Consider the following 16,067-nt stretch of genomic DNA (forward strand, 5'->3'; position numbering starts at 1 on the left):
ACAATTGCTAACCAGACTCAGGTTAAAATTGTTTAAAACGTCGACTTTGCGGATGAACTTCTAGAACCACCCAACTCCGGACTTTTCGGACAGTCTCCGGCCTCCGGCTGACAAAGGAATTTTAGGTATTCGGACGATTGGACAGCTGGAAGCGGGCGCTACAAATTGTTAAGCTTAATATTCAGTGATGACATTCGATCTAAATCAAGCAATCAAACTGCTCGAAAAAACACCGGCGATCCTGATCGCTCTTTGCGATGATCTTCCCGAACCCTTGATCCGAAGCAATGAAGGTCCGGGAACGTGGAGTCCATTCGATGTGATCGGGCATCTAATTCATGGCGAGAAAACGGATTGGATTCCCCGCACAAAAATAATTCTGGAACACGGCGAAAGTCGTCCGTTCGATCCATTTGACCGGGAAGCAATGTTTGTATCAAGTGAAGGAAAATCCGTGCAGGCATTGCTGCAAGAATTCGATCATCTGCGTCGCCAGAATTTAACAGATCTGCAGATGTTGAAACTCGCATTTGGAGATCTGGCCCGTACAGGTACTCATCCCGCACTCGGAAAAGTTACGCTCGAACAGCATCTTGCTAGCTGGGTTGTGCACGACCTCGATCACATCAATCAGATATTTCGAACCATCGCCAAACATCAGCGAGAAAATGTGGGGCCCTGGAAACCCTATCTTTCGATACTGACTGAACGCTCATGAAGTGAATATCCAAATCACAAATTCCAAAATACAAATAATTTTCAATTCTCAAGATTTCCAATGACCAAACAGGCTGGCTGAGGCATGGTTTGAAAATTGAGCCTTGGTTTTTGAATCTTATTTGAAATTTCGTTCTTGTTATTTGGGATTTACCCGAAGGGTGTAAACTCATAAGAAATGGGCCTTCGTGGGAAGCATCCGTTCTTCTGGTTTGTCCTTATCTATGGCTCCCTGGTGGCTGCGGCCTTTGTAGTAGTTGGCATTGTTATATACCGTTACGGTTCCACGGACATTGATACTGGCTGGGAGTATGAATGTCGCAAGGAGACCTGTTTTGTAAAACAAGTCGATCCGAATGGGCCTGCCGCATACAAACTCAAGCAGGGCGATCAAATCATAGAAGTTAATCACGACAAAAATTTTGGGAGATTGGGGATTTGGAGCGATACATTGCTTGCGCTCGAACCGCTTCAATCGTACACATTGCGAATCAAGCGTGGTGCTTCAGAGTCTGATGTTCAGCTTTACCCAAATTCGCATCGGGACACTCAACGTCTTATTTCCATACTCATTCTGTTTTTTGCAGCTTTCGTTTCTTTTGAATGTGCCGTTTGGATCGGTCTGCTAAAGCCGGATCAAAAGACTACACAACTGTTTACTCTTACCTGGCTCAGCGGCAGCCTGATACAAATACTGCCGGTGATGAATCTCATGCAATATGATTTTGGCCCGACTGAGCTCCGGCTGATCTCTTTCGTTTGGCTGATCGCGTTCAGCCCCTTGCCTATGGCAACGGGATTTCACTTTTATTACCGCTTCCCGCCGGGGATCCCGGAATCGCGGTTCTGGTCGATTGTAAAGAAAGCCATATATATGTGGGTAATCTCTCTCATCGCATTTTTCACCGTCACGCGCGCAATTCTTTTCTGGGATCCTCGCCAGGGCGCTCAATTCTTGTTTCAACATTACACGCTCATCACTTCATTGGAAAAACTGATACCTTTGGTCAATTTGATTGTTTTGCCAGCGCTCTGCATTGTGGTTGCGCGAAATTACAGACTGGTCCAGGATCCGGATCAACGCCGCCGCATACAATGGGTTGTTTACGGCTCGGTCCTGGGGTTGTTGCCCTTCGTTGTCTACTCCGTCCTCGATTATTCCTTCCGTGCGCGACTTCCCTTTGCCCCAACGCGAGCCGCGCATGACAACCTGTTCCTTATCGCAAACTTTGCCCTTGTTCTCATTCCTACCACCGCTGCATACGCGATTGTAAAACACCGCATGTTTGAGATTCAGGTCGTTGTACGCAAAGGAGTTCGATATCTCTTCGCAAAAAAAATGTTGCAAATCTTCATCTACCTTCCGGTGATTCTGCTTTTTCTGGCGCTCCGGGCTCAACGTCACCGGTCCATCCCGGAGGTATTGTTCAGTCACTACTACTACATCTTCATGCTGGTTGCCGGAGCAGCCGGACTGCTGTTCAGGAAAAGATTATTGGAAGCTCTTGATCGCAAATTTTTCCGGGAAGCATATAACAGCGAAAGGATTTTGATGAACCTGGGTGATGAAATCAAAAACTTCACTTCCATGAATGAAGTTGCCAGATGGGTCAGTTCCCAATTAGAATCGGCGCTACATCCTAGAAAGATTTTTGTTCATTACAAACAGAAGGAACGGGGTGGCTTCATCCTGGGATATTCATCGGATGAACGTCCGGACATCCAAAATGTATCGGAAGACTCGGAATGGGTTCGCACTTTAGAACTGGAAGGAAAGTCCCAGAACTTCCTCACAAATCGCACCGCGTTGCCGCAAGAAGAAAAGGAATGGTTTGAACACCTGGGAATCCATCTGGCTGTTCCCATGATGGGATCGGATCAACGCGTCAAAGGTGTTTTGTTGCTGGGAGAAAAAAGATCGGAGGAACCGTACTCAGCTGCAGACCGTAGATTGCTCGAAGCTTTAGCCGGACAAATGGCGATCCTGCATGAAAATCTGCTGCTGAAAGAAAAAGTGGACGAAGGCAATCGGGTGCAGCGTGATGTGCTTTCGCATCTAACTGAAGAAAAGCGAAATCTTTTGAAGGAATGCCCCGCGTGCGGAACCTGTTTTGACAGTCAGGATCGAATCTGTGGTCAGGACGGAACAGAGCTCATACTGACGCTGCCGGTAGAACGAATCATTGATGGAAAGTACCATTTGAATGCGCTGATTGGAAAAGGTGGCATGGGGGCAGTCTACCGGGCCACAGACCTTCGGTTGAGTCGTGACATCGCGATGAAAATCATGATAGGAAGCATGTTTGGGGATAACCATGCAATCCGCCGTTTTGAAAGGGAAGCACGCGCATCGGCGCGTTTACAACATCCAAACATAATAACGATCCATGACTTCGGTGGAGTTGGAAAGGGCGCTTATCTCGCAATGGAACTGCTGGATGGTACCAGTCTGAGATCCTCTCTTCAGGAAAGTGGAAATCTTTCGCCCGCCCTGGCTGCAAATTGGTTTGATCAAATCCTGGAAGGGGTGAAAGCGGCTCACAAGCTCGGCGTGATTCATCGCGATTTGAAACCGGAGAATGTTTTCATCAGTAAAGGACAAAAGAATCATTCCATTTTGAAGATTCTTGACTTTGGACTCGCAAAAATGAAAGCCATCGATGCTTCGAAATCAGGAACGTTAACGGCGCCAGGCACTGCAATGGGAACTTTGTTCTACATGTCCCCGGAACAAATCGTCGCCGAAGAGGTCGATGAACGAACAGACATTTTTTCGCTGGGAGTGATGGTGGTGGAAGCTCTAACCGGAGCCCTGCCGTTCACAGGGAAAACACATACGGATGTAGCCATTGCCATCCTGCAGCAGGAGTATCACCTGGAAGGAGAATCGCCTGAAATCAAACGGCTCGATTCAGTGCTCCAGAAATGCATCGCAAAAAATCGCGCGGACCGTTACCCTTCCGTTTCTGAAATGCAGAAATATCTGATTGAAACGATCCAGGCGGTTCCACGATTCTCACCAACAAGCCGTTCAGACGATTCAGCCGTTACGGGAACGCTCACGAGTACGTAGATGCCCCATAACTAGACATCTCATGGACTTTCAGACTCCGGAACCAAGCAGATTAGCACCGACTCCCGGGCAGGAACGATATGATTTCCTCGATATCCTCCGAGGCTTCGCACTGCTGGGGATCGTTACTGCTAACATGATCCTCTACTCCCTTTACGTTTACTTGCGCGACTCAGAAAAAATGAGGTTGAACACATATTCGACGGATAAAGTGCTTGATTTCCTCGAACTGATGCTAATCGAGGGGAAGTTTTATACCATCTTCTCGATCCTATTTGGAATAGGGTTCTCGATCCTGCTGGCCCGCACGCAAGCGAAGGGGTTGGGGTTCCATCGATTTTTTGTCAGGCGCATGTCTTTTTTGTATCTGATTGGCGTGGCACACGCGGTTCTCTTCTGGCACGACGACATTCTTCAATTTTATGCATTCTGCGGAGCGCTGCTTCTACTCTTTCTCAAGGTTCGGAATCGAACAATCCTCTTGTTTTCGTTGCTGGCTCTGCTGGCGCCGGTCGCTATCAAGCTCTTCGATGCAATTCCTCGCGGGTCTTTTACGGCTCCACAAGATATGCTTTTTGGTCACTTTGGTTTCACTCCAGATACGCGGATCGATATTTGGAAGAACGGTAACCTTGCAGAGATTGTATGCCTCAACTTCAGCAGCTGGTTTGCTCAACTGGATTATGTCATTACCAGCGGTATGATTTTTAAGATCTTTGGTTGTTTTCTGCTGGGCTTCTACATCGGCCGGAACGAAATCTATAAGAAACTGCACGCGTACCGCCCCATCGTGAAACGTGTGGCTGTTTTGGGAATTGCTATCGGTCTCCCCCTGAACGTGATCTACGCAAAAACTTTTGTGTCGGAGTCCATGCTGCATGCAGTAATCGCAGCAGTTGCCATCCTCCCCTTGAGCGCGGGTTATATATGTGTCCTTAGCCTGCTCTGGATCGGTCCAAACGGCAGTAAGCTTCTACAACTTTTTGCTCCCGTTGGCCGCATGGCGTTTACGAACTACGTTGGGCAGAGCGTCATCTGCACTCTGATTTTCTACGGGACAGGATTGGGGCTTGGGGGCACAATGGGCCCAACACTGTATATACCACTGGGCATTGTTGTCTACCTTTTTCAAGTTGTGGGCAGCCGCGCATGGCTAGATCGCTTCCAGTTTGGACCGCTGGAATGGCTTTGGCGCGTCCTAACCTACGGAAGTTGGATCCCGATGGCGAAACGAGCCATCGTGTCGCCTAACTAATCATGCACCCACTTCACGATTTTCAGGTCAAGCACAAAGATTGCGTGGTCAATTATTCTTGTATTGCAATGGTTGCCAGGTATGATCCTACATGGACAGCCGAAATCGGCTGTAATGCCAGCAGAAGCCCATCGCCGCTTGAAAGTATTGTTTCTTGAATGGTTCCGTCCAGAGATCGAACGACGCCGATCGTTTGGCCATAATAAAGATAGTCGCCCGGACGGCAAAATGCCTCAAACAAGCCACCTGTTCCTGAATAAATCTCATGCCTGAATGGCAGTTTATCCGGAGCAGGGGCCGCCTCAGCCAGTAGAGATCCAGCCCGTAAAACAGCAAGCAAACTTTCAGCTCCTGCCTTTGCGGTTGCACTTTCAAGCGTGTGAAATCCGGACAATTCCATAGTGAAAGCCGACTTCTTTTTAGACATTGCCCAGGCGGACCAACTTGAACCGAGTCCCTGCAACTCGAAGTGTTTTGTTAACATTTCATCCACCAGCGGCAGTGATGCGGCCCGCGCCCAAGAAATCACTCGAGCTCTCAAATCGGAATCAGAAGTAGGATCCAGAAGTATGAAGGGAACAGACCATCCAGCTGTATGAACATCAATCAGCGCATCATGGTTATCCAACACTTCAACGAGGCAAACTGCAAGCCGTTCTGCTAATGATCCATCCTTTCGGCCAGGAAAGCAGCGATTCAGATCTGACTTTTCCTGCGGAGTTAACCTTGAGCTGGCCCGTACGGCTAGAACATTAACGCAGGGTAACACCGTCACCGTTCCTGAAAGTGATTCGCGCTCCAGTTGTTCCTGCAGGTACCACAATGCAGCTGGGGCAGTAGCTTCATCTCCATGAATTCCAGCGGTGAGCAGAATACCAGGTCCTTGATGATCATACACATATCGTGTACCCCTGATTGCAATCTCTGAACCGGGAGAACTTCCAGAACACAGGTTGATCGATTCGACTTTCTTAATCATAAGAATTCATTCTATGAATTCCTCCAAAAATGCAGGGCGAGAAATACCCAGGCCACGGCAAAAATCAGAGAGGCAGCAGAAGCCACAAAAGCTATTTTACACCCCGCGAGCAGCGGCAAAGAATGAGATTTATTACTCAAGTTCACTGCTTTGCCCGCGAAATATTCTTCTGCTGTGCCAAAGATCTTTAGAATTGTGATTTTGTTTTCTAAGTGTTTAAGCTGTTCAAACCAGTGATCGTAAAATGCGCGCCCACGTTGAATTACAAGAAACCAGAAAAGGCACATACAAATCCCAATGATGCAAGCCCAGATCGCAAATTCAGGTGGGAATATAGTAGCCTCTTTTGACTCTTTTGGCGTCGACTTCAGCCATCCAAACACAGCCAGCAACGCTCCGTTAAACGCGAAGAAAAACTGATTTCGCTGCCAGATAAGAACCTCCTCATGCTTTAGTAAGTCGGTGAGAAGCTTGTACTGATCAAAAACTAGATTCGTTCCGGTGCCATTCTGAGGCGAGTTTACTTGATCCATAGGTTTCTCCTTTATTGTTATGACCTGACTATCAAGGAACATGCCATGCCCGGAAGATGCGCGCTGACTGAGAAATCTGTCCCCAGAATAATCTTCTGTAAGTCCATTGTTGACGTTTACAACACAGCCAGGCCCTCGTCGGAGAATATTTGTTCGTCTTTAAGGCTGTTGTTTTTGTCAACAATCCAGTTCGAACTCTCTCAAATCTAAGTTCACCAAGTTGTCGTCGGATATAGTTTGCAATTTTTTAAAAACACATCAGGGCATGATTTTTGATAGATGTAACTGGCCAGGCGGAGCTATGAATAACATCGTTAACCGTTTATTTGGACGAGGAGTCGAATTATGAACCTTAGAAACAGAAAGTTACTCTGCAGTGTTTTTAATGCCCAGGAAGCAAGGGAAGCCGTTTTGGGAGGGGCAAGAATCGTTGATAGTGAAGATCCGAAAAGCGCATTAGGGAACATTAAACCACGTCACATTATGGCGATTAGTGATGCTGTTCTTGATTTCAAGAGAGATCTTGAAGTTCTACTTAGCACAAACATAGGTGAAGACCAGTTGCTCTTCCGGCGTTCGGAAACTGGACAAGCGATTGAAAAATCCCCGTACGAAATTGCCGGTAAGGCGGCGCAGGCTGCAATTGGTGTTGCCTGTTCAATGGGTACGCGGGTTCATCCAGTCAACCTCATCAAAGTGGGTGTGGATGGGATGGCGGTTCAAAAGTTAAAGGAGGTGGTCGCCGAAGTCGTGACCACACTTCAAAGGACTGAGCAATTTAGTCATAGCCAGGTCATGAGCGTGTTGTTTGCTCAAAATATGAGGCTCTGGAATGAACGAAAGACCGATGCAGATGTCCGCAAAGTCCTGGTTGAACTGCGTGAATTTTACCCGTGTCCTTCTGATGATCCGCTTTCATTTGATCTCAAAGAGTTTTCGGTCCAGACCCTTAGAGATGAAAATGGTCAGTTCCTTTTTTCAGATCAGGCTCAGGTTTCGCTCGGCGCATTAATTAAGCGTGGCGTTTTGCCGGAAGGATCAAATAGCACTTCGATTCGAGTCAATGAGCTTTTTCCTCATGGCCAGTACTTCCCTGGGCTTGCGGGCGAGGGGGATAGCACGAATCGCGCGGTGATTAAAGCTATGGTGGACGCGACGGCTGACGCAGAGGCAAATCAAATCATGATCGATACTTCGATTTTATCCAAAGTTTCCAATGTCTGTCTAATTGATACATCCGGTTCAGAAATGATTGACGTCAATCGTTTTCGAAAGCGTGGTGGATTGGTGCAGCAAGGAATCATGGGTCTTGAAGATCTGAGATTTTTTGTAAATTACTGTCATTTTCGAGGAATTCAAGCAAATCTTGCAGGCTCGATTGAAAGTTATCAGGCACAACAACTTTGGGTATTGATTCCTGAACTCGATCAAGTCTCCACAAGAGGAGCAGCTTCAGGAGTCGACATAGATCCCTCAAGGCCGGAAACTGCGGGCATGGATACTCGTCAACATCGCGTCATTAAAAGATCGTTGGTTCGGGGACTTGCTCCTCCGGAACATGGAGGAGTGCTCAACATTCCGGCCGAATGGCGATCCAATCCGAAGGCAGTCTCCGAAATCAAACGATTGCAAGAGCTCATCATAAAGGGACGGGAAAGACTGAATTTGCCACCTCTCGAAACTTTCTTCGTTGATCCAGCCGGTCAAATTGTCGCGACTCAGTAGACAGGAGGAATTGAAATGCCATCGACGATCGAGCCACTCAGTCAAAATGGGAGACCACCCTGTTCCCTGCCTTTGCATGACGCCGACCTTTCTTTGGGAAATGCAAATTGGATGAAAGGCCTCCAGTCCATGAGTGATTGGATCTGGAGCGGTAATCTGAATCCACAGCCATTCCCCAACCATCTCGCCCGTTTTTTTCTGCAGATTCCTGGAATATTTGAACAACAGCTCAATTTCTCAACGACACTAATTTTTGATCTGCCTTCCTTTCGGAATGGAATACAAGTTTCCGGCTTTTTGAATCGTATCACCAGAGAACTTGTCATCTCTTTGATCGCACATCGCCGCCATTGCTGGTATTCGATGACTCATCATTCTGTCCTGGGTTTTTTGACTGCACGTCAGCAAGGAGCTTCTGAAAGCGACTTTGCCGCAAAACTTGTAAACGTGTTGAACCATGCGAACAGACCGGACCTGTACACGCCTGTCGAACGTGAGGTTCTTCAATTCGCAGATGCGTTTGCGACAAATCCCAAACTGTATAGCGATGCGCAGTACATGAACTTAAGAAAAGCATTAAAGGAGGATAACCTCTCCCGGTTCGCAGACGAGGGACAGTGGATGGAGAAGTTGAACGCGGCGCGAACCGCGCGGGCCTCCGCGTTAATGAGCGGCGGCTCACTTGAAGAGGCTTTGGAGACAGCAAAGAAAGCTGCAAGTCAATTCAAAGATGGAATGTCGAAAGAATTAAATGAACGGAAGACCGATGCACAGATCGTGGAACTCGCTTTCCTCTGTTTACAATTTGTCGCTCTAAGCGGTGTATTTACTGCGTTGAATATTCCGGATGAGAGCTTTCTGTCCGGAGTCATGCAAGCCATTTTGCCCGATTCGGTCATCAGACGGATCAACGAGTTGAATGAATTGGGAAAAGAAAATCTTCCATCTCTCGTTCCGCCTTCTCACGAAGTGCCTCTGGAAGCCATTCTGGATGGTTCGGTTAGTGTCGAACCGGCTCCACTAAAAGGAACCAGAATTCCGCTGGAAACCTATGAAACAAAAATGGACAAGGATCTGGATAAAGGTTTAACAGTAGGTGGTGCACAGGTTGGTGTTTATGGATGGAGTTTTGGTTTTCATTTTCCGGGAAGCCTTGTATATGCATTAATGCTCCACCCGGAGCTCGCCCGTTTCGAGCCTCCCTATTCTCTTCCATTGCTTTTCAATGAAGATGAATGGCGGAATGGAACGCAAACGGGTGGCTTCGTTTCGCGCCTCCTGAAAGAAATCGTCTACCAAAAAATATACAAGACAACGCGTAGCCGTTACGGACTGGAGCATCACACGATGTTTCTTTATAACACTTACATGGATCTATATGGAGTGGGGAGGGGCCCGAAACCTGACATGACAGCGGCTCAAGCCCAATCCGCAAGAAAACTTGCATTGCAAAAAGCGGAGAATGCAATCCTCTATATCAATGATCATGAAAACGCGCCAGAGGGTGTTTTTTCTGAACTTGAGAAGGCTACTATGACCTGGGTCCATCGATTCATCACGGAGCCTCATACCGCTCATCAAGTCGAGGGAAGCGTGCGCGCGGCTCTTGACAAAGAGAATCGCGCGGAAGTTACAGCCGGCGTTCGTCATCTGGATACTTCTCCGGGTCTTGGTACGGAAGCGGCATATAGCCGCCTGCAAGATCACCAGATCGCGGAGCTGGCGATGCTCACCGGGCACATGGATGGGCTCGGTAGAGCGCTGACAATTCTTCATTTGGAGTCAGAGGATCCCGTGCTAAGCGTGAAAGGTGAGCTGGATCCCAAGACAGGTAAGATCAAACCGGAATTGGACAGCAATAAACAAATCACTCCTACCGGTTATTTCAATACACGTCCCGGCTTACTCGACTTTCTAAGAATGCTCGGTGTTAGTGATCGCGCCCTTACGATGAATGAACTCGTTTTAAACCCCATTTTGAATGAAGATGTAAAAAAACAATTGGGTTCCCGAAAGAAAAAAACGTCGATTAAGGTTGACGCAAAGACAGCGGCCAAAACAGGAGAATTCTAATATGCCGGACTCACTCTATGAATTCGGGTGGTGTATCCTGCGAATCGCCATTGGTTATGTTTATTTGTACGCGCTTTATAGAAACACGCGAGATCCTGCAGCCAGACAATGGTTGATAGACCACACCGCGTACATGTTCGCTAAGAAACCAGAGCCGCAGCGAACCCAAATGGCCAAACTCTTTGCGATTGCTGGAATGCTCATGATGTTCCTGGGGGGCGTTTCTGTTCTGGCGGGAGTAGAACCCCGGATCGGCGCACTACTGCTCTTCTTTTTTACAGCCGGCGGAATCTATCAACATCGATTAGAAAGTGTTGTTGCAATGGATACAGCGCAACGCTTGAACAACCAGATACCGGAAAACTTGAAAGCGGATCTGGCTACACTCCAGTGGTCCGCGTTTTCAGGACACTTTAGTTCCAGGCTGAAGAATTGGGGTCTATGCGGAGTTTGCGCTTTCATCGCTTGTTCGGGAAACATCCCCAACACCTATGCATGGATATTGGCAACTAAATAACCCATTTCATCCTTTTAACCTAGTGGAGATCTTCGCATGAAAAAAAATGGCCGTTCGAACGATCCGAATGTGAAAACCAAAGATACAGCGCCTACTCCTTCAAAAGAAACTGGATTTGAAACTGGTGAACCTGTCAAAGATCTCGGGATCATTTTCAAATGGCAGACGAACAAGTGGAGAGACATATTCGACAAACAGGTTGAATTAATACAAAGCGACATACGACGCGCCATCGTAGATGACCGGCAGGTTGTCTACCTCAGTTGTCCAATCAGTAGCAGGAGTGGGAGTTTTTATCCGGCCAACGTTGAAATTGCAAATTATACTCAGCAGCGTCTGTTGATGACCTGGGGAACCGCGTTTTGGATCCTAAATCCTGCACAGTACCAGATGGAATCCAAGGAAGGAACAGGGCTCATTGATCAACACGCAAAAAATTTAAAAATCACGCCCGAAGAGTTGAAAACTCTAAAAGAGAAATTCCCTCCCACCGGTGGTGACTATATGCGAATGTGGACAAAGGTATTGGTTGAAGATGTCCATGCGCGGCCGGATGACAGTAAGCGTCCGCCCGACATCGGTGATTGTTTTTCAGCGTACTATTTTATTGGCCCGACTGATGTCCGGGACTTTTTCACAAAAGAGGGCACAATCTCTCTAACGGCTGGAGTGGAAGAATATCTTGCCCGGAAAATCAATGCAGATCCTGTTTTTCATGAACACTTCACTTATCCGTTAAAGGACGAAAGAGACCCGACGAAGCAAATACCGGATGAGCAGCAAGCGGAAGAATGGGAACGGCGTCGTAAGGACTTCTTCCGTTACTACACCATCCGGGCAAGTATCAACTTTAGCAAAGGTTCTCATGATGAGTGGGAAATTTTGCGCCTGGTAAACAATAAACGTATGGCAAAGTTACCGGAAGAGTTTGGAAGTTTAACTGTCGGATACTTTGACGGGAGACAAATAGCACCAGGGGCAGTCGAAGCGAAGATTTCCAAAGGCTACGCAATCTAAAATCACACCACAAGCTTAACGTTCTTAATCAAACCAGCCTCGTATGGAGGAATTACCATGTTTTTCAATATTGGAAGGATCCCGACCCGCCGAAAATTTAGTTCCCTATCGGTAAAGGATTTGCTGGATGCCAGGGATGCTTACCACATTCACCTTGCCCATCTTGAAAATGTAATCGGAACTGCAATCGGAAAGTACAGGCTCAAACGAGATGAATTGGACGTGGGGAAGGATACTCGCAAATGGCGTATGGCGAGGTCGAAGTCCGGCAGTCGCTCTACTCGAAAAAAGGATTTTGAGCCGCGCAGACTTTCAAATACGACTGTACGTGAGCATTCATGGCCATGCGTTTTAGTATTTGTAGAGAAGTTGTGGGAACCTGGCGAACTTTGGAAATATCCCTACCAGGCGGTTCCTCGGGAATTATATCTACCCGATGGCAGAGTCGTACCAACATGCGTGGTTCTCGCCCCGCGTGCCCTTGACGAACCTTTACCCGCTGACCGGTTTAATTTTCCTTCTGCTTTCATTGGGGGAGGTTACTCCTGTTATACAACTGCGCAGCAGGTGGAACGTGTCGGTTCTTTGGGGTGTCTGGTTTCCAAAGAAGGTTCCGTTTATGCATTGACCAATCGTCATGTAGCGGGGGAAACCGACCAGGACGTTTACTCGTTGGTTGGAGGGGACAGAATAAAGATCGGTACCAGCAGCAAATTCTTCGTTACAAAAAAGAACTTTGAAGAGGCTTACCCTGGATGGCCCGGGAAAAAGGTTTTCCTAACCATGGACGTGGCACTCGTCAAAGTCAACGATTTGAATCAATGGACTTCCCAGGTATTCGGCATGGGAGAAGTGGGAACCATGCTTGATATGGATACTTCAACGATTACACTGGATCTAATAGGCTGTCCCGTCCGGGCTTTTGGATCCATATCTGGCCCTGTCGAAGGAACGATTCACGGGTTTTTCTATCGTTATCGTACGCAAGCTGGCATCGATTACGTTTCCGATATTCTCATAGGACCACGAAACCCAGAATTGAATGAGGAACTATTGCCGGAAAGCGCCAAGAAGGGAGCATTCCCATCCGTAGCAACACGGCCTGGAGATTCGGGAACCATCTGGTTTATCGATCCTTCCGCGAGACAGCCCGCAGACACAGATGATGATGACATGAAGCTGGATCGCAGCAAACTTGCCCGTAAGCTAAGACCAATCGGCATACAGTGGGCCGGTCAGAAACTGTTAGGTACTGAGCCGGAGAAACCTACTCACTTCGCTCTGGCAACTTTTCTCAGCACAACATGCCGTGAATTGGACATAGAGTTAGTCACCGATGTTAACACCGGCCTCAGCGAATACTGGGGGAAAATTGGTCATTTCAAAATCGGATTTCAGGCATGTCAATTATTAAACAACCCGAATCTTAGACAATTGATGCAGGCAAATTCAGAAAATATAGGATTTCCGGATGCGGATCTACTTCAGGGCACGGAATTCACCGTTGGACGCGAAGATTTTGTTCCACTTGCTGATGTCCCTGATTACAAATGGGTAAAGAACAATGCGCCTGCACGACAAAAAGAGCCGATACAACATTTTGCTGATATTGACGAAGCTGGTCCAAACGGTGAAGCTTCTTTATTGGATCGATCCGCTAATACAAACATCCTGAATGCAGTCTTATGGCAATCATTTTATGATCTCTTTGATGGTCGGGAATACGGACCGGAAGAAGGAGTTCTCCCTTTTCGCGTTTGGCAAATTTACAATGCGATGTTGAGCTACATTCGAGCAAATGACGCCAGAAGATTCGTAGCTGCTGCCGGGATCATGGCGCATTACGTTGGTGATGCATCACAGTCACTCCATTCCTCCATATTGCATCACGGATATGGTCCGCCTTTTCGTCGCAAGGATCCGCGGTATGAGGAATATCACGACTCGAAAGAATATAAGATCCATAGCGTTTACGAAGCCGTTATGTTTGAACGACATCCCATTCAACTCATCAATGAAATAAACGCACAGTTTGCTGCTGGTCAAGCTGTTCAACCCGTAGCTGTGACACAAGCGGGAGATAAGGAAGGATTCAGAGCCGCCCGGCACCTTCTAAATTTAATGCTAAGGACTTACAATCGAATACCGCCGAGAGATATAATCGCAGCAGATGATCCTACACTGAATCAGCCTCAGCGAGCAGCGTTATTGTTCAATCGCTTCCATACCGAAACAGCACAATGCATTGCGGACAGCAGCCAGGTTCTCGCAGAATTATGGGAAAGCGCATGGGCTGAAGCGAATGGAGACCAGAACATCCCACAAGGCGATCTTGTTCTAATACAAGAAGGTGTATTGACACAAATCTGCAAAGAGCAAAATTTTATTCCCGCCTGGACCATTGATGATTTCGTAGCGAACGGCTTCTAAAAAAAGGAGGTAAATTCAATGCGTAAAGCAAAGAGCTCTAAAGCTGAACCGTCCGAAAGTACAGGTGTTTTTGTTCAAGTCACTCCTTTGCCGCCCGGCGGGGTTGTCACCCCACAGTCTGTCAAAGGCACTATAAGAAAAATCGGACCAGAGCAGTTGCAAGCCGCCAGCGCGGTTGTGGCTGACATTCATAAATGGTTGTTTGCGAAGCTAAAGGAGATTGGACCAGAACCTGATACGGTATCACTCGAGTTTGGAATAGATGCCCAGGCAGAGGCAGGCATTCCATTCATAACTAAAGGTACAATTGGCGCCAATTTCAGAGTTTCCATGGAATGGCAAAAGAACAAACCTGAAGGGAATCGCTAAGAATCTAAAGACTTTCAGAAAGTACAACTATGAATTGCTGCTTTGAACCAGGACAAGTACTTTTGTTGCCGAATACCGGCGGCAGGGAGTACTTATTCTCAGTTTTCGAAAACGGAGGAGCGGGTAAACCAGACATCCTTTATTCTGTCGAGGACGTCTTGAAACACTACGAGCTCGATCAGAAACATCTCGAACAAGGGGCTCGGGAATTCAACAACTATCCCGTCCTGGTGCGGGTGCCTCCAGGCGACGAGCAATCATCAGCAAAGCGAATGCGCGGTCTAACAGGAATTAAAGTAGCCCTACCAAACTACTACACACGGCCACTGGCGAAGGGACTACACTACAATGAACAATTCATCACCGATGCTATTCAGGCCGTGCGTCTGCAAGAAGGAAAGCCGGAGTGCGGTAAAGGCGTAACGGTCGCTATTCTGGATACGGGTATTGATTCCTCAGTTTCAAATGCTGTACCGCAATTCGACACCGATAGGCCGAGAGATCGTAAGAGCGGATTGAAACCTTACGATCCTGTCGGTCACGGAACTATGGTTGCTCGTTTGTTACGAACAGGCGCACCCGGTGTGACAATCTTGCCCATAAAGGTCGCAGAGGATCACGGCAATTTGATGGGACTCGTTGCTGGACTTTATGTATCCATGGCATACCAGATGCCAGATATTTTTAATTTAAGTCTAGGCGTTACATTAGAAGCTGGCATTTGCCCGTATTGTCACGTGGTAGTCAATGCTCCAGTCACGTTTGATCAAATTGCACTCTTGTTTGGACAAATCGATGAAGTTTATCGCTTGCACGGTTACTCTGAGCCTTTACTGATCGCAGCCGCCGGAAATGTACGGCCGGGCGCACCTCTCATGATGCCGGCGTCGTTAGAGAAAATCGTCGCTGTAGGGGCATGCGAGGACTTTGATTCCGAGAAAAAGATCAAACTAGCCACTTATTCGGAATACGAAAGCGTGCCGTCTGATCGATTCTTCTTAGCACCGGGCGGAAAAGATTCGCCGGGTGAATGCTTCGCAACTCACCCGGCAACCGCACAGGGTCCTGGCTCAACGACATGGTATCAGGAAAGACTCTACGGAACTTCGTTCGCTGCTCCACTGGTCACCGCTGTAGCTGCACGGTATCTTTGTAGCACTATCCAGGGCTCAGGCTGCGGCATTCGAGGCGTTGGCAAGCAGTCTAAGAACCACAAGTTTTCAACCAGAAAATTCCTCATGAAATGCTTAAAAGAAGCAGCCTTTACGGGGTTCCGCGGTTTTAAGAACTCCAGTCATGGTTTGGGACTGGTAAAGTACAACCTGGAAATCGCTAGAGAACTCGCTTCTGCTATCTAGCAAATGAATGAAAGAAGAAGT

The 16,067-nt window shown here is 47.6% G+C and carries 12 protein-coding genes; 10 read left to right on the forward strand and 2 right to left on the reverse strand.

The annotated features are described in order from the left end of the window. The first annotated feature begins 187 nt into the window (after positions 1–187). The 3 genes from L0156_28680 (at position 188) to L0156_28690 (ending at position 5,045) form a co-directional block, all read left to right on the forward strand. Positions 188–718: a DinB family protein gene (locus tag L0156_28680; protein ID MCI0606980.1), complete on the forward strand. Its 531-nt coding sequence runs from the start codon at positions 188–190 to the stop codon at positions 716–718. Between the two features lie 177 nt (positions 719–895). Next, on the forward strand, positions 896–3,790 hold the full coding sequence (locus tag L0156_28685) for a protein kinase (GenBank protein MCI0606981.1): 2,895 nt from the start codon (positions 896–898) through the stop codon (positions 3,788–3,790). Between the two features lie 22 nt (positions 3,791–3,812). Next, a complete protein-coding gene (locus L0156_28690) occupies positions 3,813–5,045 on the forward strand; it encodes a DUF418 domain-containing protein (protein ID MCI0606982.1) in 1,233 nt (410 codons plus the stop codon). A 52-nt stretch (positions 5,046–5,097) separates the two neighbouring features. Here L0156_28690 and L0156_28695 read toward each other — a convergent pair whose 3' ends face one another. Together L0156_28695 and L0156_28700 are read right to left on the reverse strand one after the other, a co-directional pair. Further along, entirely contained in the window at positions 5,098–6,024 is a 927-nt protein-coding gene (locus tag L0156_28695) for a succinylglutamate desuccinylase/aspartoacylase family protein (GenBank protein MCI0606983.1), read from the reverse strand. 11 nt (positions 6,025–6,035) lie between these two features. Beyond that, the gene (locus L0156_28700) at positions 6,036–6,557 is read right to left on the reverse strand and encodes a hypothetical protein (protein ID MCI0606984.1); all 522 of its coding nucleotides are present in this window, start codon (positions 6,555–6,557) and stop codon (positions 6,036–6,038) included. A gap of 345 nt (positions 6,558–6,902) precedes the next feature. Here L0156_28700 and L0156_28705 point away from each other — a divergent pair, with 345 nt between their 5' ends. Genes L0156_28705 through L0156_28735 form a run of 7 tightly spaced genes read left to right on the forward strand, consistent with a single transcriptional unit; the run spans position 6,903 to position 16,046 of the window. Continuing rightward, on the forward strand, positions 6,903–8,282 hold the full coding sequence (locus L0156_28705) for a (5-formylfuran-3-yl)methyl phosphate synthase (protein ID MCI0606985.1): 1,380 nt from the start codon (positions 6,903–6,905) through the stop codon (positions 8,280–8,282). A gap of 15 nt (positions 8,283–8,297) precedes the next feature. Further along, the gene (locus L0156_28710; protein ID MCI0606986.1) at positions 8,298–10,355 is read left to right on the forward strand and encodes a hypothetical protein; all 2,058 of its coding nucleotides are present in this window, start codon (positions 8,298–8,300) and stop codon (positions 10,353–10,355) included. Between the two features lies 1 nt (position 10,356). Continuing rightward, a complete protein-coding gene (locus L0156_28715; GenBank protein MCI0606987.1) occupies positions 10,357–10,872 on the forward strand; it encodes a DoxX family protein in 516 nt (171 codons plus the stop codon). A gap of 36 nt (positions 10,873–10,908) precedes the next feature. Beyond that, positions 10,909–11,889, forward strand: a complete 981-nt coding sequence (locus tag L0156_28720; protein MCI0606988.1) for a hypothetical protein — start codon at positions 10,909–10,911, stop codon at positions 11,887–11,889. Between the two features lie 57 nt (positions 11,890–11,946). Then, positions 11,947–14,319, forward strand: coding sequence for a hypothetical protein (locus L0156_28725; protein MCI0606989.1), 2,373 nt, complete (start codon positions 11,947–11,949; stop codon positions 14,317–14,319). A gap of 18 nt (positions 14,320–14,337) precedes the next feature. After that, complete coding sequence (locus L0156_28730; GenBank protein MCI0606990.1) at positions 14,338–14,688, forward strand: hypothetical protein; 351 nt, start codon at positions 14,338–14,340, stop codon at positions 14,686–14,688. Between the two features lie 29 nt (positions 14,689–14,717). Beyond that, positions 14,718–16,046: a S8 family peptidase gene (locus L0156_28735; protein ID MCI0606991.1), complete on the forward strand. Its 1,329-nt coding sequence runs from the start codon at positions 14,718–14,720 to the stop codon at positions 16,044–16,046. Positions 16,047–16,067: the final 21 nt, after the last annotated feature.

It is taken from the genome of bacterium, from assembly GCA_022616075.1.
Classification (GTDB): Bacteria; Acidobacteriota; HRBIN11; order JAKEFK01; family JAKEFK01; genus JAKEFK01.